The following is a 24503-nucleotide window of genomic DNA, read 5'->3' on the forward strand; positions in this document are numbered from 1 at the left end:
ATCCGGAAGAGACCGCCGAATGGCTGGAGTCCCTGGATACCCTGATTCAGGAACAAGGCACCGAACGTGCCCAGTACATTATGCGAAGCCTGCTCCAGCGGGCCGGCGCGCAGAGCGTGGGTGTTCCGATGGTCACCACCACGGACTACGTCAACACCATCCCGGTCGACCAGGAAGCGGCATTCCCTGGCGATGAAGAGATCGAACGCAAATACCGTGCCTGGCTGCGCTGGAATGCCGCCGTGATGGTGCACCGGGCGCAGCGGGCGGACATCGGCGTCGGAGGCCACATCTCCACTTACGCCGGCGCCGCGACCCTGTACGAGGTCGGCTTCAAYCACTTCTTCCGCGGCAAGGACCACCCCGGCGGCGGCGACCAGGTYTTCTTCCAGGGCCAYGCCTCCCCCGGCATGTACGCCCGCGCCTTCATGGAAGGCCGGCTCTCCGAGGAGGACCTGGACGGGTTCCGCCAGGAGAAGTCCAAGGAAGGGCACGCCCTGTCCTCCTATCCGCACCCGCGCCTGATGCCGGAGTTCTGGGARTTCCCCACCGTCTCGATGGGCATCGGCCCGATGAACGCCATCTACCAGGCCCAGTCCAACCGGTACCTGCACAACCGCGGCATCAAGGACACCTCGGACCAGCAGGTCTGGGCGTTCCTGGGCGACGGCGAAATGGACGAGCCCGAGTCCCGCGGCCTGCTGCAGCTGGCGGCCAACGACAAGCTCGACAACCTCAACTTCGTCATCAACTGCAACCTCCAGCGCCTCGACGGTCCCGTCCGCGGCAACGGCAAGATCATGCAGGAACTCGAAGCGTTCTTCCGCGGTGCCGGCTGGAACGTCATCAAGGTCGTCTGGGGCCGGGAGTGGGATGACCTGCTGGCCAAGGACGARGACGGCTCGCTCGTGAAGATCATGAACGAGACCGTCGACGGCGACTACCAGACGTACAAGGCCGAATCCGGCGCGTTCGTCCGCGAGCACTTCTTCGGCAAGACCCCGCAGACCAAGGAAATGGTCCAGGACCTGACCGACGACCAGATCTGGAACCTCAAGCGCGGCGGGCACGACTACAACAAGGTCTACGCCGCCTACAAGGCCGCCACCGAGTTCAAGGGCAAGCCCACGGTCATCCTGGCGCACACGGTCAAGGGCTACGGCCTGGGTACCCACTTCGAGGGCCGCAACGCGACCCACCAGATGAAGAAGCTCACCCTCGCGGACCTCAAGGCCTTCCGCGACCACCTGCGCATCCCGATCACGGACGACCAGCTCGAAGCGGACCTCTACCGGCCGCCGTACTACCACCCCGGCATGGACTCCCCGGAGATCCAGTACCTGATGGACCGCCGCAAGCAACTCGGCGGCTTCGTCCCCGAGCGGCGTCTACAACCCGGACGGCCAGGGCTACCTCTCCGTGGACCGGGAGCTCGTCCTTGCCTATAAGGAATCGGCCCAGGGCCAGCTGATCCACCCGGGCATCAATGAAGCCGGGGCGGTGGCGGCCTTCACCGCCGCCGGCACGTCCTACGCCACGCACGGCGAACCGCTCGTGCCGGTTTACGTCTTCTACTCGATGTTCGGCTTCCAGCGCACCGGCGATTCCTTCTGGGCCGCCGCCGACCAGATGACCCGCGGGTTCATCATCGGCGCCACCGCCGGACGCACCACCCTGACCGGCGAAGGCCTGCAGCACGCCGACGGCCACTCCCCGATACTGGCGGCAACCAACCCGGCCGTCATCACCTACGACCCAGCGTTCGGGTACGAAATGGGCCACATCATCCGGGACGGCCTGGAGCGGATGTATGGGCCCGGTGAAGCCGGGAAAGAAATTGCCGACAACGATCCGTCGCGGAACCTGATGTACTACCTCACGGTGTACAACGAGCCGATCTTCCAGCCGGCCGAACCCGAAAATCTCGACGTCAACGGTGTCCTGAAAGGCATCTACCGGGTGTCGGCGTCGGACTTTGACGGGCCTAAAAGCCAGATCCTGGCCTCCGGCGTGTCCGTTCCGTGGGCCCTCGAAGCCCAGCGGGTCCTCGCCGAGGACTGGGGCGTCTCGGCGGATGTCTGGTCCGTGACCTCCTGGACCGAACTCCGCCGCGACGGCCTCGCGGCAGAAGAAGAGGCCTTCCTGAACCCCGGCCAGCCCGCCCGCGTCCCGTTCGTGGCCCAGCAGCTCGCCGGTGCCACCGGGCCGGTCGTGGCGGTCACCGACTACATGAAGGCCGTGCCGGACCAGATCCGCCAGTTCCTGCCGCACCAGTTCGCCTCGCTCGGCGCGGACGGCTTCGGCTTCTCCGACACCCGCGCCGCGGCCCGCCGTTTCTTCAAGAACGACATCCACTCGATTGTAGTGAAGACCCTCCAGCTGCTGGCCTCGCGCGGAGAGGTCGATAGCGGGGTGCCCGCCTACGCGATCGACCGCTACAAGCTCCTGGACGTCACCGCCGGGACCACCGGAGGAGCGGGTGGCGACGCCTGAGAAGCGAGTTATGGTGGGCAGATGAGCGACAGCAGAGCGCACGGCACCGGATCCGGCGGCACGACGGCGGTGCTGCTGGCCGCCGGAGCCGGGACCCGGCTGGGGCTCGGGCCCAAGGCGTTGCTCCCCTTCCATGGCCGCACGCTGGTCGAAGTGCTCGCTGACGTGCTGCTAGCGGGCGGCTGCCGGGAGGTGGTGGTGGTGCTTGGCGCGGATGCGGCAAGGGTCCGCGCCGCCACCGACCTCGGCCGGCACCGGGTCATCGACAACCCGCACTGGGCCAGCGGGATGGGCAGCTCGTTCCGGGCCGGTATCGCCGCGGCGGCCCTGGAGGCCCATGTGCTCATTGCGCTGGTGGACCAGCCCGGCCTGACCAGGGAGATCGTCACCCGGCTGCTGGCAGCCCACCGGCCCGGCCGGGTAACGGCGGCCGGCTACCGCGACGCGGAGGGGACGCTGCAGCGCGGACACCCGCTGCTGCTCGATGCCGGGCTTCGCACCGAAGCCGCGGAAACAGCAACGGGTGACGCCGGAGCGCGCGTCTTCCTGCGGGCGCACCCGGACCTGATTGATCTGGTGGACTGCAGCGACCTCTCCGGCGGCGAGGACCTCGACTCCCCCGAACAGCTGCACCTTCTCGACTAAAGACAACGCGGGGTCAGATACGGCCCATTAAGGCCCCCTCGATGGGCCGTATCTGACCCCGCACTGGTTTTAGCGCGAGTGAGCCAAAAACTCCTGCAGGCCGCGCTTGAAACCGGACCGGCCGCCGTGCGCCGGGTGCCTGATTTTCGGCACGTCGATGCCGCTGCGCTGCAGGCTGCGGTGCGCCACATTGCCCACGGCCACCACAGTTTCGATGGAAAACGCCTCGATCAGCGCCTGCCAGAACGGAGTTCCAAGGTCAGCCTCGGACGCCCTCGGCGTGCGGTTGGACAGCGGCCGCCCGGGCACGTGGGTGTGCCACGGGCAGGCGCTCCACAGCAGGGGCAGGAACTCCAGCTCGGCCAGGACCTGCCACATCACCGTGGCCGTCGGCTCGGCGGCTATGCCTTCGGCGTCTGCCGGAAGCACGTACCCCTTCCCGGGCCCAAACAGCCCAAACCCGTTGGCAGGGCCTTCGAACATGGACCGGTTCGTGAAGGGAATCCCGGTGATCCTCATGCCCCTGTACCCGGGGGCTTCGCCCAGCAGCAGGACCTTTGGGGCGCGGTCCTGCATCTCCCGCAGATAGAGCTCCAGGTTCCGCCGGCGCTGCGCATTTCCAGGCACGGTGTGATCAAAGAAGTTGTTGCACCCCGGCCCCGTTTCGACGGCCGCGAGACGGTCAACGAAGCCGTCGATGGAGGAAACAGTCATTTGTCGGCCCTTGGGGACACCCGGCAGAATAAGCGCCCTACCAGCGGGGGTGGATCGTTTCGCGGAAGTAGCGGTCATAGATTTCGCGGACGCCGACGTCGAACGTTGCGTCAATGCCGCTGACACCCGCCGCGGCGGCATTGGAGCGCGCCTGGTCCACGTTCCGCGCGCCCGGGATCACCGTGCTGACGCCGTCCTGCGCCGCGATCCAGGCGATGGCCGCCTGGGCGGTGCTGACGCCGTCGGGCACCAGTTCCTCGAACTCGGCCACCGCTTTGAGGCCTTCCCCGAAGTCCACGCCGGAGAAGGTTTCCCCGACGTCGAACGCCGATCCGGTGCGGTTATAGTTCCGGTGATCGTCCTCCGCGAAGGACGTCTCCGCGGTGTATTTGCCGGAGAGCAGCCCGGAGGCGAGCGGGACACGGGCGATGATGCCCACCCCTGCGGCCTCGGCGGCGGGCAACACTTCATCCAGCGGCTTGAGCCGGAAGGCGTTGAGGATGATCTGCACGGTGGCGGTGCCGTCGTGGCGCATTGCTTCGAGGGCTTCCTCGGTCCGCTCCACGCTAACGCCGTAGTTGCGGATGGCCCCCTCGGCCACGAGCGTGTCCAGCGCGTCGTAGACCTCGTTGTTGCTGTACACCGCGGTGGGCGGGCAGTGCAGCTGGACCAGATCCAGCTGCTCGACGCCCAGGTTGCGCCGCGACCGGTCCGTCCATTCGCGGAAGTTGGCGAGGTTGTAGCTCTCCGGCCGCTGCTCCACCCGCCGGCCCATCTTGGTGGCCACCGTGATGTCCAGGCCGGGGTTGTCTGCCAGGAACGCGCCGATGGCCTGCTCACTGCGGCCGTCGCCATAGACGTCCGCGGTGTCGAAGAACGTGACGCCCGCTTCGACGGAGGCCGCCAGGATGGCCTGCGCCTGCGCGGGGTCCACGTTGCCCCAGTCCGCGCCAAGCTGCCAGGTCCCCAACCCGACCGTGGAGACGTTTCGTCCGGTTTTGCCCAAGATTCGTTGTTCCATCGTCCGACTATAGGCCGGCAGCGGCCTCAAAGCGGACGAACCAGCCCTGCTTCCTTCAGGCCCAGATAGATCTTGTCCCGGGTGATGGGCAGCTGGGAAAACCTCACGCCGGTGGCGTTCCGGATGGCGTTCGCGAGCGCCGGCGCCACCGGATTGAACGGGCTCTCGCTCATCGACTTCGCGCCCAGCGGGCCCAGCTTGTCGCTGGTGTCGGCGAAGTACACCTCGCTGCGCGGCACGTCGGCGAAGGAGGGGACGTGGTACTGCCGCAGGACGTCGGTGGTGACGCGGCCGGCGTCGTCCACTGTGACCTCCTCGTAGAGCGCAGAGCCGAGGGCCTGCGCGATCCCGCCTTCGATCTGGCCGCGGCACTGGCGCGGATTGACCACCACGCCGGCGTCGGCCGCCTGCACGCTCTGCAGGATTCGCAGCTCCCCCGTCCCGGTGTTCACCGCCACCCGGAAGCCCTGGACATTGAACGCCACGGAACGCGGCGTCCCGCCCCAACGCCCCTCGGCGGCGAGCTCGACGCCGGCCTGCTCCGCGGCGTCGTAAATGTCCGTCAGGGGCACCCGGGTTCCCTCGCAGTCCACAGCGTCCCCGTCCAGGACGCAGCCGGAGCGCGGCACGAGGCGGAGGCCGGCGGCGAAGGCGCGGATGCGGAGGGCGAGGTCCTCGGCGGCCGCGAGCGTCGCTTTGCCCGCCACTACGGTGCCGGCAGATCCGAACGCCCCGGAATCGTGGTCCACCAGGTCGGTGTCGGACTGCCGGAGGGTGACGCGGGCGGCGGAGGTGGACAGCGCGGTGGCCGCGAGCTGCGCGTGGACGGTGGAGGTGCCGTTGCCGAATTCTGCCGTCCCGACGTCGGCGGCGTAGGTCCCGTCGGGCAGGAGCCGGAGCCTGGAGTGGGCAAAGTGGCCGCGTGGCGGGACGGTGTCGATCATGGACAGGGCAGTCCCCTCCCCGACCACCCAGTCCGGTCCCAGGCTGTCGAGGCCGGCGGCGCGGCAGCGTTCCCGCCCACGGGCCAGCGCGTCCTCGACCAGCTTCGTGCACTGGTCCAGGCCGTAGCTGCCGTAGCGGACGTCCTCCTGGGGCTCGTCGCGGATGGACAGCATGTCGTCGCCTTCCCGGACCATGTTCCGGCGGCGGAACTCCAGGGGGTCCATGCCGATCCCTGCCGCGAGCTCGTCGATGCCGGATTCGATCGCGAAGATCATCTGGCTGAGCCCGTAGCCTCGGAAGGCACCGGACGGCACCGTGTTGGTGTACACGGCGTGGGCGTCCACTTTCTTGTTGGCGCATTTGTACACCGCCAACGACTCACCGCAGCCGTGGAACATGACCCCGGTCGCGTGGTTGCCATAGGCGCCCGTGTTGGTGAGCACCTCCAGCTTCAGTGCGGTCAGCCGCCCGTCGCGGCTGGCGCCGGCCTTGAGATGGATGGTGAAGGGATGCTTGGTGGTGGCGGCGGTGAACTGTTCGGTCCGGGTGAATTCAAGCTGCACGGGGCGGTTGAGCTTCAGGGCGGCCAGCGCCACGACGTCCTCGGTGAGCACCTCTTGTTTGCCGCCGAAACCGCCGCCCACCCGTCCGGCCACCACCCGGATCTGCTCTTCCGGCAGGCCGAACACCCGGCCCAGGGTGCGCCGCACCAGGAACGGGACCTGGCTGGAGGTGCGGATCAGCAGCCGCCCGTCACCGCCGATCGAGGCGATGGAGGCATGGGTTTCGAGCGCCATGTGCTGCACCCGTTGAGTCCGGTACGTGTGTTCGTGGATGAAGTCCGCCGCGGCGAACCCGGCCGCCATGTCGCCGAGCTCGGAATGCAGTTCCGCGACGACGTTCCGCTCCGGCCGGCTGATGCGGGCCGTGGTTGCGTCCTTGTCCCCGTGGAGGGCGGGGGCGCCGGGGAGCATGGCGTGCTCCGGGGTAAAGACCGCGTCCAGCACCTCGTAGTCGACCTTCAGGGCCCGCACGCCAGCCTCCGCCGCCGCCACCGTCCCGGCGACGACGGCGGCGACGCGCTGGCCGGTGAACCGCACGACGTCGTCAAACACGCGGGTGTCGTCCGGGTCGTCGGTGTAGAGCTCGTGCTGCGCGGTCGAAAACAGCTGCGCCGGGGAGTCCTCGTGGGTGAAGACGGCCGCGACGCCGGGAATCGCCAGCGCGGCTGCTGCGTCGATGGAGCGGATCCGGGCGTGGGCATGCGGGGAGCGCAGCAGTTTCGCGTGCAGCAGCCCGGGCAGTTCATCGGCCGGGACGTCCAGGGTGTAGCGGGCCTGCCCCGTGACGATGGCGAGGCCGGCGGGGGCGGGAGCGTCGTCGCCCAGTTGTCCGGGGCGCGGCTCCGGCCGGCCAGGCCCCTCAGAAGGGGTGACCGGGCGGCTCCCCCTCCCGCAGACGGCGTCCTCGATGGCCGTGTACCCGGTGCACCGGCACAGGTTGCCCTTCAGGTTCCGCGGCAGGTCCGCCCTCTGCTCCTCATCGAACGTCGCTGCCGTCATCACCATGCCGGCCGTGCAAAAGCCGCATTGGAAGCCCTGCCGGTCCAGGAACTGCTGCTGCATCGGATGAAGCGCGGTGCTGTTGGGGTCACCGGGTCCGCCGGAGGCGCTGGCGGCGGCCAGTCCTTCCACCGTGGTGACCGCCCGGCCTTCCGCGCGGACCGCGGGATAAATGCAGCTGTGCACCGGGACCCCGTCCACGTGCACCGTGCAGGCGCCGCAGTCGCCGGCGTCGCAGCCCTTCTTGACGCCCAGGTTCCCCTGTTCGCGAAGGAACGTCCGCAGGCACTGGCCGGGACGGGGTTCGGCCTGCGCCGGGACACCGTTGATCTCGATTCTCATGCTCAGGCACCTTCCGTCCGGGGTCCACCGTTCAGGGTCCCGCCCCGCGGCGGCCAGAAGTCACCGGATATGCGTAACGGGTCGCGGCCTGCCGGGGCGGTGAGTTCGGCCTGGATTTCATGGGCCAGCCGGTACGTCATGTCCTTGCGCCAGGCGGGCAGGCCGTGGACGTCGTCGTGGTACAGGTCATCGGGGATGGCGGCATCCAAGGCCTCGGAGAGAGCATCAGTGAGGGCGCCGGCGAGCGCCGCCGCGGAGGACTCCAGGCGCAGCTGCACGGGGCGCTTGGTGGCTGCGGTGACGGTCAGGACCAGGGTGCCGCCGGCGTCGAGCCTTCCAATCAGCAGCACCGCTGACCTGCCCAGGTTGCTCAGCGACAGCCGGCGGAAGGCCACCCGGGAGGACAGTGCCGCCGCCGGCAGGCTCACGCTGCGCAGGAGCTCGCCGGGAGCGAGGCAGTTCGTCCCGTCGCCTGTAACGAAGTCCAGCACCGGGAGCGTGCGGCGGGCGCCGCCGGGGCCCAGAATGGTGGCCGTGGCGTCGAGCGCCGCGCAAAGCGAGATCATGGGCCCGGCCGGCAGGGAAGTGCACAGGTTGCCGCCCACCGTGGACATGTACCAGACCTTGAAGGAGGCCACAAAAGACTCGCAGCAGGGGCGGACGAGTTCCACGCCGGGCCAGTTCCCGGCCAGCCCCCGGCCGGCGGCCGAGCCGGCATCCGCATCCGCATCCGCATCCGCATCCGGGAATGCATACAGTTGCGCGATGGTGCAGGTCGCCGCCAGCTCGATGCCGGCCGCCGACACCGCTATGGGTGTCCAGTCCGTGGAGCCGAGGTCCAGGAGGCGCCGGAGCGGTTCCTGTCCGGCGGCGGGGCTCCCAGAGGAGAAAAGCACGGTACCCCCCGCGAGCCAGGCGTCCCCTTCGCGCCACTGCGCCGGATCCGCGGTGCGGACCACGGCCTCGATGGTGTTCATGTCCACTGGGCCTCCTCAGGTTCCGGCATGCCGGCGCTGCTGTCGTGATGGTTGCGGTCGTGATGGTTGCGGCCGTGATGACTGCTGTCCTGATGATTTCGGGAGTAGTGGTGAATGGGGCCGCTGGCATCCTTCAGGGACACGCTGCCCTGGGCCAGCCCGGCGGCCTTGCTCCGGTTGGCCACGAGTTCTGCCGTGATGGAGACCGCGACCTCTTCCGGCGTGACGGCCCCGAGGTCCAGGCCGATGGGTGAGTGCAGCCGGGCCAGGTCGCCGTCGGCCACGCCGGCCTGCCGCAGAGCATCGATCCGCCCGCGGTGGCTTCGTCTGGACCCCATGGCGCCGACATAGTCCACGTCCAGGCCGAGCGCGGCCTGCAGGAGCGGAACATCGAATTTCGGATCGTGTGTGAGCACGCAGATGGCCGTCCGGGCGTCGGTGCGGCCGGCCAGCACTTGGTCCGCCAAGTACCGGTGCGGCCAGGCCGTGGCCACCTCGTCCGCGGCGCCGAACCTGTCCTGCTGTGCGAACGCCGGGCGCGCATCGCACACCGTGACATGGAAGCCCAGGAGTTTCGCGGCCGGCACGAGTGCCGCACCGAAGTCATTGGCGCCGAAGATCAGCAGGCGCGGTGCCGGTAGCCGGCTCTCCACCAGCAGGCTCACGGGTTCCTGCTGGCGCTCCCCCGCGGACGCGATCCGGACCAGCCCTGTACGGCCTCCCCTCAGCAGCGGTTCCAACTGGGCTGCTGCCGCCCGCATCGCGAGCCCGGCACCACCGGAACCGCCCGCACCGAGCATCGCGGCGAGTTCGGCCGACTGCAGTACCTGGAAGGCCGCCGGGTCTGGAACCACGACGGCGCCGCCTCCGCCGGCGTCTACCCTGCGGATCAGCGCAGCGCCGCCGGCCGGATGCCTCCCGGCCAGGGCCAGCAGGCCGTCCAGCCGCAGCCGGCCGGGCCCCGTATCCACGGGTTCGATGTGGATTTCCAGCCTGCCGCCGCAGGTCAGCCCGGCCGCAAACGCGTCCTCGGCGCTGTATCCGAAGAACTCCCGGCGCGTCCCGCCGTCGCGCATTGCCGCCAGGGCCGCTTCCACAACGGCCCCTTCAACGCATCCACCGGACAGGCTGCCCAGCACCTCGCCGGTCTCCGAGACCAGCATGGAGGTGCCCACGGGCCTCGGCACTGATCCGGCAGTGCCCACGACGGTGGCCACCGCGCAGAGCTGCCCGGACGCGGCCGGCCGCCATGTGCCCAGGTGCGGGAGCAGATCCAACATGGCCGCAGTCCCCGGCGCTAGTAGTCGGTCCGGGACTCAAGCGAGTTCCAGGCCTTGAAGGGATCCAGTGCCGCGGGCGCTTGCGGGTCTGTCAGTTGCAGCCTGCCCACCGGCATGAGCGTGTCGCGCTGGTCGTTTTCGAAGTATTCGTAGAAGACGGCGTCATCGAACCCCGCAGCCGCGGCATCGTGCCGGTCCGCGGCGAACATCACGCGTGACACCCGCGCCCACAGTGCGGACGCCAGGCACATGGGGCACGGCTCGCAGCTGCAGTAGAGCGTGGCTCCGCTGAGATCGAAAGTGCCAAGTTCGCTGCAGGCCTGCCGGATGGCCGTGACCTCGGCGTGCGCCGTGGGATCGTTGGTGGCGGTGACGCGGTTGACGCCTTCGAACGCTAGCCCGTCCGCAGTGACCACCACTGCGCCGAACGGGCCGCCGCCGTTCAGGACGTTGGCCGTGGCCAACTCGATGGATCTCGCCAGGAACTTCTGGGCCGTATCGGTTGTAGTCATGCCGCCACTCCCTACCTGCGGAAGCCTGTACACCGTGACGGGTACGCAAGGGCCGTATGCGACGGTGACCAGTCTTCAGCATGTGCCTTGAAGGTTGCGCCTGGTAGATAGCTTCCCGGATCCCGGGCTGCCCGCCGTTGGCAAGATCGACAGTAGCACCGGGATGTCCGCGCGGCGCGCCCTATTTGAGGGAAGCCTGTTTTCGTTATGTGAAATCTCTATTTCCGGGTCTTCACGCCAACGCCCTGCCGCCGCCCAACCGCCCAACCGCCCAAGAGAAACGCCTACCGGCCAAAGAGCGGCAGCGCGCGGAGCCACCGGCAAAAGCCGCGGTCCCTCCGCTCGCAGTCGGCCGGAATGTAGAAGTCTGGGTCCGTGGCGCCGAAGTCCGTGGCGGCGAACGGCAGGTACAGCTCCACCCCGGGCGCCGGAAATTCAACGGCACTGTCCGTCTCCTGCGAGTTCATGGATTCCTCCTCATGCATTGCGTGGGCGCTTCTCCGCACCGAGTCGAAGCACACGGAAGAGTTCCACAATTTGGAAATAATTTATTGTTATGTGGAAAAGAGTAGGGGCGGGCGGAGCCGCCGGTCAAGAGCGTTGGCCGCCGCGGTCACAAACCGTTTTTTCGGAAAGTGATGTACACCACGCCCGGACCGGGCTACGCTTAATCCCAATTCGTGGCGCAGGTCACGTAACCTGGGAGCAGCAGGCAGGGTCGTAATGAGCTGGCATCAACTGATGTCGGCTCTTTTTTGTGGGCCGACGGAATGAGAAACGCGCGGGAAACACGCGCTTAATTTCTATGTGGGACTTTGGTGCCACATACCTGAAGTTGGGAATCAGACCATGAGCAACAAGATCGTCCTCGGCCACAACCAGTACGGAAAAGCCGAAGTCCGGGTCGTCAAGATCACCAGGGACACCGACCGCCATGAAATCGAAGACCTGAATGTCACCTCGCAGTTGCGCGGGGACTTCGCGGCTGCCCACCTCGAAGGCGACAACAGCCATGTGGTGGCCACGGACACCCAAAAGAACACCATCTATGCCTTCGCCCGGGACGGCATCGGCTCCCCGGAAGCCTTCCTGCTGCGGCTAGGCAAGCACTTCACCTCGAACTTCGACTGGGTCACCGGCGGCCGCTGGGCAGCCGAATCCTACAAATGGGACCGGATCCAGGCCCACGGGACCGGGCACGACCACTCCTTCGTCCGCAGCGGCCAGGAAGTCCGCACCGCGGTCCTTGTCCGCAACAGCGGTACCGAGCACCTCATCGCCGGGCTCAAGGACCTCACCGTGTTGAAGTCGACCCAGTCCGGGTTCAGCGGCTTCCCGCGGGACAAGTACACCACCCTCCCGGAAACGTCCGACCGCATCCTCGCCACGGACGTATCGGCCCGCTGGCGCTTCAGGACCGGCACCGATTTCGGCACGTTCGACTTCAACAAGAGCTACGAGGACGTCAAGAGCCTGCTGCTGGAGGGCTTCAGCGAAAACTACTCCCACGCCCTGCAGCAGACCCTCTTCGACATGGGCGCCAAGGTCCTCGAAGCTCACACCGAGATCGACGAGATCAAGTTCTCCATGCCCAACAAGCACCACTTCCTCGTCGACCTCTCGCCCTTTGGCCTCGACAACCCCAACGAGGTCTTCTTCGCCGCCGACCGCCCCTACGGCCTGATCGAGGCCACTGTCCAGCGTGAAGACGCCAGCCCCGCAGAAATCGCCTGGTCCGGGATCGCCGGCTTCTGCTAGGACTCCCGGGCCGGCCGGCCCGGGCCTCCGGCGCCGGCACTACGGCACCCGTTAGCCAGACATTGTTAGCCGGACAACGACGTCCGCCATGAACCAAGAAGGTCTGCCATGAACGCACGCAAAAAATTGACGGCCCGGCTGCCACGCACCCGCGGCACCGGCGGCAATCCCCGCCCCGAGGACCAACGGCTCTCCGTCGGAAGCAGCTTCGCCTACGGCTTCCAGCACGTCCTGACCATGTACGGCGGCATCATCGCCGTCCCCCTGATCGTCGGCCAGGCCGCCGGCCTGGCCCCGGCCGACGTCGGGGTTCTGATCGCCGCGGCCCTCTTCATGGGCGGCCTGGCCACGCTGCTCCAGACCCTGGGCTTGCCGTTCTTCGGCTCCCAGCTCCCCCTAGTTCAGGGCGTCTCCTTCGCCAGCGTGGCGACGATGGTCGCCATCGTCACCGGCGGAGGCGGCCTCCCTGCCGTCTTCGGCGCTGTCATTGCCTCTGCAGCCATCGGGCTGCTGATCGCCCCGGTGTTCTCCAAGATTGTCCGGTTCTTCCCGCCGGTGGTCACCGGCACAGTCATCACCATCATCGGCCTCACACTGATGCCCGTGGCGGCCAACTGGGCCATGGGCGGAAACAGGAAGGCCGAGGACTACGGGAGCGTGGCCAACATCGGGCTGGCGGCTATTACCCTGGCCCTCGTGCTCCTGCTGAGCAAGGTCGGCAGCGCCACTATTTCCCGCCTGTCCATCCTGCTGGCCATGCTGGCCGGAACGGGGGTCGCCGTCGTCACCGGCATGGCGGACTTCTCGAACGTCGGCGACGGCCCGATCGTTGCCTTCCCCGCACCGTTCCACCTCGGCGCACCCACCTTCGAGGCTGCCGCCATCATCTCCATGCTGATCGTGGTCCTGGTCATCCTGACCGAGACCATGGCCGACATCCTGGCCGTCGGCGAAATCGTGGGCACCCGGGTTGATTCGAAGCGGATCGCCGCGGGCCTGCGGGCCGATATGGTTTCCAGCCTCGTGGCGCCGGTCTTCGGCTCCTTCACGCAAAGCGCGTTCGCCCAGAACGTTGGCCTGGTCGCCGTCACCAAGATCAAGAGCCGCTATGTGGTGGCGGCCGGCGGCGTCATCCTGGTGCTGCTGGGCCTGCTGCCGGTGCTCGGCCGGGTGGTCGCGGCGGTCCCGACGGCGGTCCTGGGAGGTGCCGGGATTGTGCTCTTCGGCACGGTGGCCGCGAGCGGCATCCGGACCCTGGCCAAAGTGGAGTACCGGAACAACATGAACCTGATCATCGTCGCCGCCTCCATCGGCTTCGGGATGATCCCGATCGCCGCCCCCACGTTCTACGACAAGTTCCCCAGCTGGTTCGCAACGATTTTCCATTCCGGCATCAGCTCCGCAGCGGTCATGGCCATCGCGCTGAACCTGCTCTTCAACCACCTGAAGACGGGCAACTCGGAGAACCAGTCGGTCTTCGTGGCCGGAACGGGCCGCGTCATCCGCGAGGAAGACCTTCAATGCCTGGCCGAGGGCGACCGTTACGAGAACGGCAAACTGATCGACTGCGACGGCAAGGAAGTCCCGGTGGAGTCCGCCGCGACATCCGAACACTAGCCCCCTAAGACACCACCGGCATGAGCGTTGCGGCCCCTCCCTGTGAAGGTAAAGGGGCCGCAACGTGGCCTGGCAGACGGCGGCACAGCCGCTGGAGGTCAGCTCTTGTTGAGGTCCTGGGAGATCGCCAGGGCTGCCTCGCGCAGCAATGGCACAGCCCGGTCCGCGAAAGTCTCGTCCACCCGGGAAACAGGCCCGGAGACGGAAATCGCCGCGGGGGTCGGAGCATTGGGGATGGCAATCGCGAAGCAGCGGACGCCGATCTCCTGCTCTTCCTCATCGATCGAATAGCCGCGGCCGCGGATCAGCTTCAAGTCGGCGAACAGGGACTCGACGTCGCCGATGCTCTTCGGAGTGGGGGTGGGCATGCCCTTCCGGGTCACGATGCCACGCACCGTCTCATCGTCCAGCTGGGCCAGGATCGCTTTGCCCATGCCGGTGGCATGCATGTAACCGCGGCGGCCCACTTCGGTGATCATCCGCATGGAATGAAGGGACGGGACCTGGGCCACGTACATCACCATGTCGGAGTCCAGCACAGCCATGTTGGCGGTTTCCCCGAGCCGTTCCACGAGGGACTGGAGTTGCGGCCGGGCAAGCGCGCCGAGCTGCTTGTTCGCCGCCTCGCCCAGACGGATCAGGCGCGGGCCCAGGGCATAGCGGCGGTTCGGCAGCTGCCGGATGTAGCCCAGGGTGACGAGGGTGCGCAGCAGCCGGTGGATGGTGGGAAGCGGCAGGTCGGTGGAGGACGAGAGTTCGCTGAGTGTGACGTCGCCGCCGGCGTCAGTGATCAGTTCCAGAAGTTCGAAAACGCGTTCAACGGACTGCACGCCTCCGGGGGCTTTTTCCGCCATAACTTTGCTCTCCTGAGAGGTTGCTTCCGACAAATTTTATCCACATGGTGAAAAAAGTGCTTAGTAGACCCAAGATACAGTACCGCCGGCCCGCCGTCGACGGATCCACAGGGGCTTGTATTTCCACAAAGTAGATAATAATATCCATCATACGAAATAAATTAGTGCAGTAAGAGCCCGCCCGCGGGCCGACTAGGAGGAAAATTCAATGGCGAATCCCAGCCCCGGAAATTCGATCACCCTGCGCGTGGAGGCGCCCTCGAGCTTCACCGCCACCAGCGAACTGGCCGCCGCCGTCGGTGCGGCCGGCGCCGCGATCACGGCCCTGGACGTCACCGAGTCCCACCACGAGACCCTGGTAGTCGACGTCACCTGCAACACCACGGACGACGACCACGCCGCACGCGTCAAGGACGCGCTCAACGCGCTCGACGGCGTCACGGTCCGGAACGTCTCGGACCGAACCTTCCTGATGCACCTCGGCGGCAAGCTGGAGGTTGTGCCGAAGGTCGCCCTGCGCAACCGCGACGACCTCTCCCGCGCCTACACCCCCGGCGTCGCCCGCGTCTGCCTGGCGATCGCGGAAAACCCTGAGGCCGCCCGGAACCTGACCATCAAACGCAACACCATCGCCGTCGTGACCGACGGCTCCGCCGTCCTGGGCCTTGGCAACATCGGCCCGGCCGCCGCACTTCCGGTCATGGAAGGCAAGGCCGCGCTCTTCAAGCAGTTCGCCAACGTCGACGCCTGGCCGGTCTGCCTGGACACCCAGGACACGGAGGAAATCATCCGGATCGTCAAGGCGCTCGCCCCGGTCTACGGCGGGGTCAACCTTGAGGACATCGCCGCTCCGCGCTGCTTCGAGATCGAAACCCGGCTCCGCGAGGAACTCGACATCCCGGTCTTCCACGACGACCAGCACGGAACCGCAATCGTCACGCTGGCAGCCCTGACCAACGCCCTGCGCGTCGTGGACAAGAAACTCTCCGAGGTCCGGATTGTCGTTTCGGGCGTCGGCGCCGCCGGCTCCGCCATCATCGCGCTGCTCAAGGCACAGGGGGCCCGCAACATCATCGCCGCCGGCCGCTCGGGAGCGATCCACTTCGGCGAACAGTACAACGACGAGCACCGCACGTGGATTGCCGAGAACACCAATGAACGGGGCTTCTCGGGCACCCTGCACGAAGCGCTCAAGGGAGCCGACGTCTTCATCGGCGTCAGCGCACCGCACGTGATCGGCGAAGAACAGGTGGCATCCATGGCCAACGACGCTATTGTGTTCGCCATGGCCAACCCCACGCCGGAAATCGACCCGGTGGTCGCATCACGGCACGCCGCTGTGGTGGCGACCGGCCGCAGCGACTTCCCCAACCAGATCAACAACGTCCTGGCCTTCCCAGGGTTCTTCCGCGGGCTGCTGGACGCGGGGGCGGCGGACATCACCCCCCAGATGCTGGTGGCCGCCGCCGCGGCGATCGCCAACCGGGTCGCCGACGACGAGCTCAATGCCAGCTACATCATTCCCAGCGTCTTCGACCCCCACGTTGCCGCCGACGTCGCCGCGGCGGTTGTCGCGGCTGCCCACGCGACGGTCCCGGCCGCCGCGCTGACCCACGCCTGATTCGCCGCCTGCTTCACCGACCAGGAAGGACCACAATGGCCCTCACCATTTCAGCCCGCCGCCCCGTTGACCGCGCGGAGGAGATCCTCACACCCGAGGCGCTGGCCTTCATTGAGCAATTGCACCAGCGTTTCGCCGCCACCCGCGCGGATTTGCTCAAGGCCCGCGCGGTCAAACGCGACGAGGTGGCCCGCACCGGCCGGCTCGATTTCCTGCCGGAAACCCGTGATATCCGTGAAGGCGACTGGACGGTGGCCCCGGCCCCGACAGCCCTGCAGGACCGCCGGGTGGAAATGACGGGTCCGGCCGCACCGGCCAAGATGGCCATTAATGCCCTGAACTCCGGGGCCAAGGTCTGGCTCGCGGACCTCGAGGACGCCAGCACTCCCACCTGGTCCAACGTGATCGAATCAATCCTGAACCTCCGCGACGCCGCGGCGGGAACCCTGGCCTACACGTCCCCCGAGGGCAAGGAATATACGCTCCGGACCGATGCCCCCCTGGCCGTCGTAGTCGCCCGCCCGCGCGGCTGGCACATGGCAGAGCGCCACCTGCTGATCGACGGCGAACACACCGTGGGCGCCCTGGTGGACTTCGGCCTGCACTTCTTCCACACCGCCAGGCAGCTGCTGAAGAATGGCCATGGCCCGTACTATTACCTGCCCAAGATGGAGAGCCACCTCGAGGCCCGGCTGTGGAACGAGGTCTTCGTCTTCGCCCAGGACTACCTCGGCATTCCGCAAGGCACCATCCGCGCGACCGTCCTGATCGAGACCATCCCCGCAGCGTTCGAAATGGACGAGATCCTCTACGAACTCCGCGACCACGCCTCTGGCCTGAACGCCGGCCGCTGGGACTACCTGTTCAGCATCATCAAGTACTTCCGTGACGCCGGCTCGCGCTTTGTGCTGCCGGACCGCGCCACCGTGGCTATGACTGCGCCGTTTATGCGCGCCTACACCGAACTGCTGGTCAAGACCTGCCACCACCGCGGCGCCTTCGCCATGGGCGGCATGGCAGCTGTCATTCCCAACCGCCGCGAACCCGAGGTGACAGCCCAGGCGTTCGAGAAAGTGCGCGCGGACAAGACCCGTGAGGCGAACGACGGCTTTGACGGTTCCTGGGTGGCCCACCCGGACCTGGTGCCGGTCTGCCGGGACGTCTTCGACGCCGTCCTGGGCGAGCGGCCGAACCAGCTGGACAGGCAGCGCCCGGAAGTCTCGGTCACCGCGGACCAGCTCCTGGACGTCGCCTCCGCCCGTGGCACGGTCACCGAGGCAGGCATGCGCCTGAACCTCTACGTTGCCGTCGCCTACACAGCGGTGTGGATTTCGGGCAACGGCGCGGTCGCCATCCACAACCTGATGGAGGACGCGGCGACGGCGGAAATCTCGCGGTCCCAGGTCTGGCAGCAGATCCGCAACCACTCTGTGCTCGCCGACACTGGCCGGACCGTCACCCGCGAGCTGGTATCCGGGATCCTGGCCGAGGAAACCGAGAAGCTCCGGGGCGAGGTGGGCGAGGACGCTTTCGTGAAGCACTACCTGCCCGCCAGCAAGCTCATCGGCGACATCTGCCTGTCCGAGGACTACACGGACTTCCTCACCACGCCGGCGTACGAGCTGGTGGGCTGAGGCATGGCAGCCACCTCCGCCAGCGCCAGGCCGCAACCACGCAGCCATCTGCAGCGTCAGGGGCCGGTGACACCTGCCCTCTCCGGGGCCGACCTCGCCCGGATCGATGCGCAGCTCGCCGACACCGACCGGCTGCTGGAGCGCAGCTACCCGGGCGACGACGGCTCCCGCCAGCCGGTGCACACCGTCTACGTTCCGGCCGACCGCTTCAGCCCGGAGTTCGCCGCGGACTGGGGCGGCCAGGCCCTCGCCGCGGTGGACGCCCGCGGCGGCGTCGAAAGCCTGTGCGCGCTGCAGGGCCAGGAAGCCGAACTGGCCGCCGCCGTCGCGCCGCGGGTCCGGGCCAAGCTCTCACGCGAGCCGATCGAGGACCTCCGCCTGGACTTTGAGGACGGGTTCGGGGACCGGGGTGACGACGCCGAGGACGCCGCCGCTGTCGCCGCGGCATCTGCCGTGGCCGCCGCCGTCGCCGCCGGTACCGCGCCGCCGTTCATCGGGATCCGCTTCAAGTGCTTCGAGGCTGCCACCCGCGCCCGGGGTCTGCGGACCCTGGATCTCTTCGTCTCGCAGCTGGCCACGGCCGGCGAACTGCCGGACGGGCTCGTCCTCACCCTGCCCAAGGTCACCACGGTGGCGCAGGTGGAGGCCATGGCCTTCGCCGTGTCCCGGCTCGAGGAAGTCCACTCGCTCCCCGCGGGCCGGCTCCGCTTTGAGGTGCAGGTGGAAACGCCGCAGCTCATCCTGGGCCCGGACGGAACCTCGCCGGTGGCGCGCCTGCCGCACGCGGTGCCCGGCCGGATCAGCGGGCTGCACTACGGCACCTACGACTACTCAGCATCGCTGCAGATCTCCGCCGAATACCAGTCCATGGAACATCCCGTGGCGGACTTTGCCAAAGAAGTCATGCAGCTTGCCGCGGCCGGCACCGGGATCCGGCTCTCCGACGGCTCCACCAACATCATCCCGGTGGGCGGGAACGTGGAGCAGGCCTGGCAGCTCCACGGCCGGCTGGTCCGCCGCTCGCTGGAACGCGGCTACTACCAGGGCTGGGACCTCCACCCCGCCCAGCTGCCCAGCCGGTTCGCCGCGACCTACGCCTTCTACCGGCAAGGGCTCCCGGCCGCCGCTGCCCGGCTCCGCAATTACGTGGACCAAACCGCCGGCGGCGTTCTGGATGAACCCGCCACCGCACGGGCTCTGGCAGCCTTCGTGCTTCGCGGCGTCCAGTGCGGCGCCGTCGGCACCGAAGAAGTCCTGGCGCTGGCCGGCGTCGGGCTCCCCGAACTCACCGCGCTGGCCCACCCCCGGCTGGCCAACACCTCCACTCCCTCAGCAAAAGGAACGCACCCATGAGCAACTATTTCTACCCCGAAGGCGGGCTTCCGCCGCAGACCCAGATCCTCTCGGACCGGGCCGTGGTCAAGGAGGCCTACACCGTCATTCCGAAGGGCGTGCTCCGGGACATCGTCACGAGCAAACTGCCCGGCTGGACCAACACCCGTTCCTGGATCCTGGCCCGGCCCATCGCCGGTTTTGCCACGACGTTCTCGCAGCTGATCGTCGAGGTGGGACCGGGCGGAGGTTCGGAGAAGCCCGAGCCGGAGGCCGGCGTCGAAGGCGTTATCTTCCTGACCAAGGGCGCCCTGGCACTGACCCTTGAGGGGGAAATCCACAGGCTGGGCGAGGGCGGCTACGCCTACCTCGCCGCGGGGGCCCAATGGTCCGTGGCGAACGAGTCCGGGGAGATCGCCAGTTTCCAGTGGATCCGGAAGGCCTACGAGCCGCTGGACGGCTACACGGCGAAATCCTTTGTAACCCGCGACCAGGACGTCGCACCGCGGGCGATGCCGGACACCGACGGGGCCTGGGCCACCACGCGTTTCGTGGACCCGGAGGACCTCGCCCACGACATGCACGTCAACATCGTCACCCTCAAGCCCGGCGCCTCCATCCCCTTCGCGGAAACCCACGTCATGGAGCACGGCCTCTTCGTGCTGGAAGGCAAAGCCGTCTACCGGCTCAATGACGACTGGGTGGAGGTGGAGGCCGGCGACTTCATGTGGCTGCGTGCCTTCTGCCCCCAGGCGTGCTACGCCGGCGGTCCGGGCAACTTCCGGTACCTGCTGTACAAGGACGTCAACCGCCAGATCCGCCTGACCTAAGACCGATCCACCAATACCGATCCACCAATACCGATCCACGTAGTGGAGTCCGCCCCGTCTGACGGGGCGGACTCCTCCGTGGTTCCGCCGGCCGCGCCTCGGCACCAAATCTGGTCACCCAGCCCGGAGCCCTTGCGGCCCGGGCGATGCTTGCTAGCCTGAGGCTGTGAAGTACGAATCCCTGTGGATCGGAATGCTCCTTGGCGCGGCCCTCGGCTTCGCCATCGGAGTCACCACCGTCGACAAGCCATTCACGGGCCTGCTGATCGGCCTCGGGGTCGGCGCACTCGTGGGCCTGGGCATCCGCAAGGACCCAACGAAGCGGTAGGGAATTTCGCCGCATCTGCTGCCCGCGCGCCCTGAACTGCCGGAACCTGAAATACCGTAGGCTCCCGCGCTCCGAGGTGCCGGGGCAAGAATATCGGGGTCCCTCGCGCCTCACCCCGCAGCCACACCTCCATTCGCTCACCCCTTGACTCCCCGGCCCAACCTTCCCTACACTTTTCATAAAGCAGAATCTTAATTCCACAAGGCGGAAAACAAGCAAGGATCCGCAAGGCAAAGGTGCCCGGGATCCAGCTCCCGCCCACACCGGAAGGAACCCATAATGACGTACACCGTGAACTGCTCCATCCTCCTGACGGAGCTCCCCCTCTGGGAACGACCGGCCGCCGCGAAGGCCGCCGGTTTTGACGCCGTAGAATTCTGGTGGCCCTTCGAGACCTCCGTCCCCACCGACGTCGAGGTTGCCCGGTTTGAGAACGCCATTACCGACGCCGGCGTTCAGCTGACGGGCCTGAACTTCAACGCGGGCGACATGCCCGGCGGCGACCGCGGCCTGGTCTCCTGGCCCGCGCGCTCCACCGAATTCCAGGACAACATCGACGTCGTCGCCGGCATCGGTGAGCGCCTCGGCTGCAAGGCCTTCAACGCCCTCTACGGCAACCGCATTGACGGCGAATCCGCTGAGCAGCAGGACGCCATTGGCGCCGAAAATCTCGCGACGGCGGCTGCCGGCGTGGCCCGCATCGGCGGTACGGTCCTCCTGGAACCCGTCAGCGGCGCCCCCCGGTACCCCCTGCTCAAGGCGCAGGATGCCCTCGATGTGATCGCCCGGGTCAAGCAGGAATCCGGCGCCGGGAACGTCAAGCTCCTCGCGGACTTCTACCACCTGGCCGTGAACGGTGACGACGTCGCCGCCGTCATCGAAAAGCACGCCAAGGACTTCGGCCACATCCAGATCGCCGACAACCCCGGCCGCGGGGCTCCCGGAACCGGGCAGCTTCCCCTCGGCGAATGGATCGCCCGCAGCCGCGCACTCGGCTACGAGGGCTACATCGGCCTCGAATACAAGGAACCCGCGGAGACCGCATTCAGCTGGGCCATCCGCCAGCGCGTCCCGCAGTAATCCCCACCCGCTCCCTAACCTCGCAAGCTCGGCCAGGGAACCCGGCGGGCGTGGGCCCACCGCCCGCCGTGGCAAAGAAGCACACCCGCGCTACATCGAACACAAAGACTTCAGAAAGAGAACCACAATGAGCAACATCGCAGTCATCGGCCTCGGTATCATGGGACTGCCCATGGCCATCAACCTCGTCAAGGCCGGCCACGCGGTCACGGGCTTCAACCGCAGCCAGGACAAGACCGACAAGCTCGTCTCCGAAGGCGGCAAGGGTGCCGCGAGCATCGCGGAGGCCGTCAGGGACGCCGACGTGGTCATCACCATGGTGCCGGACTCCCCCGACGTCGAAGGCGTGGTCAGCGGTCCCGACGGCGTGTTCGACAACGCCAAGCCGGGCGCCCTGTGGGTTGATGCCAGCAGCATCCGCCCCGACGTCGCCAAACGCCTCGCCGACGACGCCCGGGCCGCCGGGATCCGTCCCCTCGACGCCCCGGTCTCCGGCGGCGAACAAGGCGCCATCGACGCCGCGCTCTCCATCATGGTGGGCGGTGACGCCGCCGACTTCGAGGCGGCACGGGATGTCCTGGCCGCCGTCGGCAAGACCATCGTCCACGTGGGGCCCTCCGGCGCCGGCCAGACCGTCAAGGCAGCCAACCAGCTGATCGTGGCCGTCAACATTGAAGTCCTTGGCGAGGCGATCGCCTTCCTCGAGGCTTACGGCGTGGACACGGACGCCGCCCTCAAGGTCCTCGGCGGCGGCCTGGCCGGCTCCAAGGTCCTGGAGCAGAAGGGCCAGAAAATGCTGGACCGCAACTTCGACCCCGGTTTCCGCCTGGCCCTGCACCACAAGGACCTCGGCATCGTCACCTCCGCGGCCCGCGAGGCCAATGTCGCCGTCCCCCTCGGCGCCATCGTCGCGCAGCTCGTCGCCGCCACCGTCAACCAGGGCGACGGCGGACTGGACCACTCGGGCCTTTTCAAGCAGGTCCTGAAGCTCAGCGGCCGCAACTAAGCGGCGCTGCCGCCCCGTCAAGGGGCACTTCGACACGAACGCACCGGCCGGCGTCGAGATTTACGACGGCGGCCCGCCCTCCCCCCAACAAGAGGTGCCCGCGACGATTCGCCGGGCTTCCCTTCAGCACACCCAAAAACAGACCTTCAAGGAGCACACCATGACGAAGATGCGCACTGTAGACGCAGCCGTCGCCATCCTGGAAAAGGAGGGCGCCACCGAGGCGTTCGGCCTGCCAGGCGCGGCGATCAACCCGTTCTATTCGGCCATGAGGGCCCACGGCGGCATCCGCCACACCCTGGCCCGCCACGTTGAAGGCGCCAGCCACATGGCCGACGGCTACAGCCGGGCCAAGAACGGCAACATCGGCATCTGCATCGGCACCTCGGGCCCCGCGGGCACGGACATGATCACCGGCCTGTACGCGGCGTGGGCCGATTCCATCCCGATGCTCTGCATCACCGGCCAGGCACCCGTGGCCAAGCTGCACAAGGAGGACTTCCAGGCCGTGGACATCGAGTCCATCGCCAAGCCGGTCACCAAGTTGGCCATGACCATCCTTGAACCCGGCCAGGTTCCCGGAGCCTTCCAGAAAGCTTTCCAGCTCATGCGCTCAGGCCGGCCGGGCCCGGTCCTGCTGGACCTGCCGATCGACGTGCAGATGGCCGAGATCGAATTCGATATCGACACCTATGAGCCCCTGCCCGTGGAGAAGCCCAGGGCCAGCCGGAAGCAACTGGAAAAGGCACTCGACATGCTCACCGCAGGCGAGCGCCCGCTCATCGTGGCCGGCGGCGGCATCATCAATGCCGGAGCCTCGGCCCAGCTCGTGGAACTGGCCGAGCTGCTGGGCGTCCCCGTGATCCCCACCCTGATGGGCTGGGGCGTGATCCCGGATGACCACGAACTCATGGCCGGCATGGTGGGCCTGCAGACCAGCCACCGGTACGGCAACGAGAACTTCCTGCGCAGCGACTCCGTGATCGGCATCGGCAACCGCTGGGCCAACCGCCACACCGGCGGCCTGGACACCTACACCGCCGGCCGCACGTTCGTGCACATCGACATCGAGCCGACCCAGATCGGCCGCGTGTTCTCCCCGGACTTCGGCATCGCCTCCGACGCCGGCGCCGCCCTGGATGGGCTGCTGGAGCTGGCCCGGGAACGCCGGGACGCCGGGTCCCTGCCGGACTACACCGCCTGGGTTGACGAATGTTCCGGGCGCAAAGCCACACTGCACCGCAAGACCCACTTCGACAACGTGCCGATCAAGCCGCAGCGCGTGTACGAGGAAATGAACAAAGCATTCGGCAAGGACACCACGTACGTGTCCACCATCGGACTGTCGCAGATCGCCGGCGCCCAGATGCTGCACGTGTTCGGCCCGCGCAAATGGATCAACGCCGGACAGGCAGGCCCGCTGGGCTGGACCGCCCCCGCCGCGCTGGGCGTGGTCCGGGGCAAGCCGGACCAGACCGTGGTTGCCCTCTCCGGCGACTACGACTTCCAGTTCATGATCGAGGAACTGGCCGTGGGCGCGCAATTCAACCTGCCGTACATCCACGTTGTGGTCAACAACTCCTACCTCGGCCTGATCCGGCAGTCCCAGCGCGGCTTCAACATGGAACAGAACGTGTCCCTGGCGTTCGAGAACATCAACTCCACGGATCTCTCTGCAACCGCAAGCGGCTACGGCGTGGACCACATTAAGGTGGCCGAGGGCCTGGGCTGCAAGGCGATCCGGGTGGAAAACCCGGAGGACCTGCCTGCCGCGTTCGACAAGGCCAAGGCGCTCCTGGGCGAGTTCAGGGTTCCGGTGGTGGTGGAAGTCATCCTGGAGAAGATCACGAACATCTCCATGGGCACCGAAATCAACGCCGTCAACGAGTTCGAGGCCCTGGCCGAGACCGCCGAGGACGCCCCCACCGCCATTCTGGCCCTGCAGGCCTGAG

At 67.5% G+C, this 24503-nt stretch carries 19 protein-coding genes and 1 pseudogene; 12 read left to right on the forward strand and 8 right to left on the reverse strand.

Features of this window, described 5'->3' with window-relative positions; genetic code table 11:
* Both AC1DDH_RS11840 and nboR read left to right on the forward strand, forming a co-directional pair.
* A pseudogene (locus AC1DDH_RS11840) lies at positions 1-2493 on the forward strand (pyruvate dehydrogenase (acetyl-transferring), homodimeric type); the annotation flags it as partial.
* A gap of 21 nt (positions 2494-2514) precedes the next feature.
* Entirely contained in the window at positions 2515-3138 is a 624-nt protein-coding gene (nboR, locus tag AC1DDH_RS11845; RefSeq protein WP_476955487.1) for a nicotine blue oxidoreductase, read from the forward strand.
* Positions 3139-3207: 69 nt separating this feature from the next.
* Here the strand turns inward: nboR and AC1DDH_RS11850 are convergent, their stop codons facing one another.
* From AC1DDH_RS11850 to AC1DDH_RS11880, 7 genes are all read right to left on the reverse strand, one after another.
* Complete coding sequence (locus AC1DDH_RS11850; protein WP_476955488.1) at positions 3208-3852, reverse strand: uracil-DNA glycosylase; 645 nt, start codon at positions 3850-3852, stop codon at positions 3208-3210.
* Positions 3853-3889: 37 nt separating this feature from the next.
* On the reverse strand, positions 3890-4873 hold the full coding sequence (locus AC1DDH_RS11855) for an aldo/keto reductase (RefSeq protein WP_230007749.1): 984 nt from the start codon (positions 4871-4873) through the stop codon (positions 3890-3892).
* A 26-nt stretch (positions 4874-4899) separates the two neighbouring features.
* Positions 4900-7722, reverse strand: a complete 2823-nt coding sequence (locus AC1DDH_RS11860) for a molybdopterin-dependent oxidoreductase (RefSeq protein ID WP_476955489.1) — start codon at positions 7720-7722, stop codon at positions 4900-4902.
* A 2-nt stretch (positions 7723-7724) separates the two neighbouring features.
* Complete coding sequence (locus tag AC1DDH_RS11865; protein ID WP_476955490.1) at positions 7725-8705, reverse strand: FAD binding domain-containing protein; 981 nt, start codon at positions 8703-8705, stop codon at positions 7725-7727.
* Positions 8696-9979, reverse strand: a complete 1284-nt coding sequence (locus AC1DDH_RS11870; protein WP_476955491.1) for an XdhC family protein — start codon at positions 9977-9979, stop codon at positions 8696-8698. Before AC1DDH_RS11870 ends, AC1DDH_RS11865 begins: the two co-directional genes overlap by 10 nt.
* A 17-nt stretch (positions 9980-9996) precedes the next feature.
* The gene (locus AC1DDH_RS11875) at positions 9997-10491 is read right to left on the reverse strand and encodes a nucleoside deaminase (RefSeq protein ID WP_230008935.1); all 495 of its coding nucleotides are present in this window, start codon (positions 10489-10491) and stop codon (positions 9997-9999) included.
* A gap of 284 nt (positions 10492-10775) precedes the next feature.
* The gene (locus tag AC1DDH_RS11880; protein ID WP_476955492.1) at positions 10776-10958 is read right to left on the reverse strand and encodes a hypothetical protein; all 183 of its coding nucleotides are present in this window, start codon (positions 10956-10958) and stop codon (positions 10776-10778) included.
* A gap of 382 nt (positions 10959-11340) precedes the next feature.
* Between AC1DDH_RS11880 and pucL the strand changes: the two genes are divergently transcribed.
* Together pucL and AC1DDH_RS11890 are read left to right on the forward strand one after the other, a co-directional pair.
* On the forward strand, positions 11341-12249 hold the full coding sequence (pucL, locus tag AC1DDH_RS11885; RefSeq protein ID WP_476860184.1) for a factor-independent urate hydroxylase: 909 nt from the start codon (positions 11341-11343) through the stop codon (positions 12247-12249).
* A 108-nt stretch (positions 12250-12357) separates the two neighbouring features.
* Positions 12358-13866, forward strand: coding sequence for a nucleobase:cation symporter-2 family protein (locus tag AC1DDH_RS11890; RefSeq protein WP_476955493.1), 1509 nt, complete (start codon positions 12358-12360; stop codon positions 13864-13866).
* Between the two features lie 98 nt (positions 13867-13964).
* Here AC1DDH_RS11890 and AC1DDH_RS11895 read toward each other — a convergent pair whose 3' ends face one another.
* Positions 13965-14720, reverse strand: a complete 756-nt coding sequence (locus AC1DDH_RS11895) for an IclR family transcriptional regulator (protein WP_476860186.1) — start codon at positions 14718-14720, stop codon at positions 13965-13967.
* Between the two features lie 208 nt (positions 14721-14928).
* On the opposite strand from AC1DDH_RS11895, the gene AC1DDH_RS11900 reads away from it, so the two are divergent.
* From AC1DDH_RS11900 to gcl, 8 genes are all read left to right on the forward strand, one after another.
* Entirely contained in the window at positions 14929-16341 is a 1413-nt protein-coding gene (locus AC1DDH_RS11900) for an NAD-dependent malic enzyme (protein ID WP_476955494.1), read from the forward strand.
* Between the two features lie 35 nt (positions 16342-16376).
* A complete protein-coding gene (aceB, locus tag AC1DDH_RS11905; protein ID WP_476955495.1) occupies positions 16377-17975 on the forward strand; it encodes a malate synthase A in 1599 nt (532 codons plus the stop codon).
* 66 nt (positions 17976-18041) lie between these two features.
* Positions 18042-19328, forward strand: a complete 1287-nt coding sequence (locus tag AC1DDH_RS11910) for a DUF6986 family protein (protein WP_476955572.1) — start codon at positions 18042-18044, stop codon at positions 19326-19328.
* Complete coding sequence (locus AC1DDH_RS11915) at positions 19325-20137, forward strand: bifunctional allantoicase/(S)-ureidoglycine aminohydrolase (protein ID WP_028275486.1); 813 nt, start codon at positions 19325-19327, stop codon at positions 20135-20137. The genes AC1DDH_RS11910 and AC1DDH_RS11915 overlap by 4 nt, the downstream gene beginning before the upstream one ends.
* A gap of 166 nt (positions 20138-20303) precedes the next feature.
* Entirely contained in the window at positions 20304-20465 is a 162-nt protein-coding gene (locus AC1DDH_RS11920) for a glycine zipper domain-containing protein (protein WP_162159054.1), read from the forward strand.
* Between the two features lie 279 nt (positions 20466-20744).
* Positions 20745-21545, forward strand: a complete 801-nt coding sequence (locus AC1DDH_RS11925; protein ID WP_476860188.1) for a hydroxypyruvate isomerase family protein — start codon at positions 20745-20747, stop codon at positions 21543-21545.
* 94 nt (positions 21546-21639) lie between these two features.
* Positions 21640-22551, forward strand: a complete 912-nt coding sequence (locus tag AC1DDH_RS11930; protein WP_290370298.1) for a 2-hydroxy-3-oxopropionate reductase — start codon at positions 21640-21642, stop codon at positions 22549-22551.
* Positions 22552-22711: 160 nt separating this feature from the next.
* Positions 22712-24502: a glyoxylate carboligase gene (gene gcl / locus AC1DDH_RS11935; RefSeq protein WP_476955496.1), complete on the forward strand. Its 1791-nt coding sequence runs from the start codon at positions 22712-22714 to the stop codon at positions 24500-24502.
* Position 24503 lies beyond the last annotated feature (1 nt).

The sequence above is a fragment of the Arthrobacter sp. 10T425 genome, assembly GCF_056393985.1.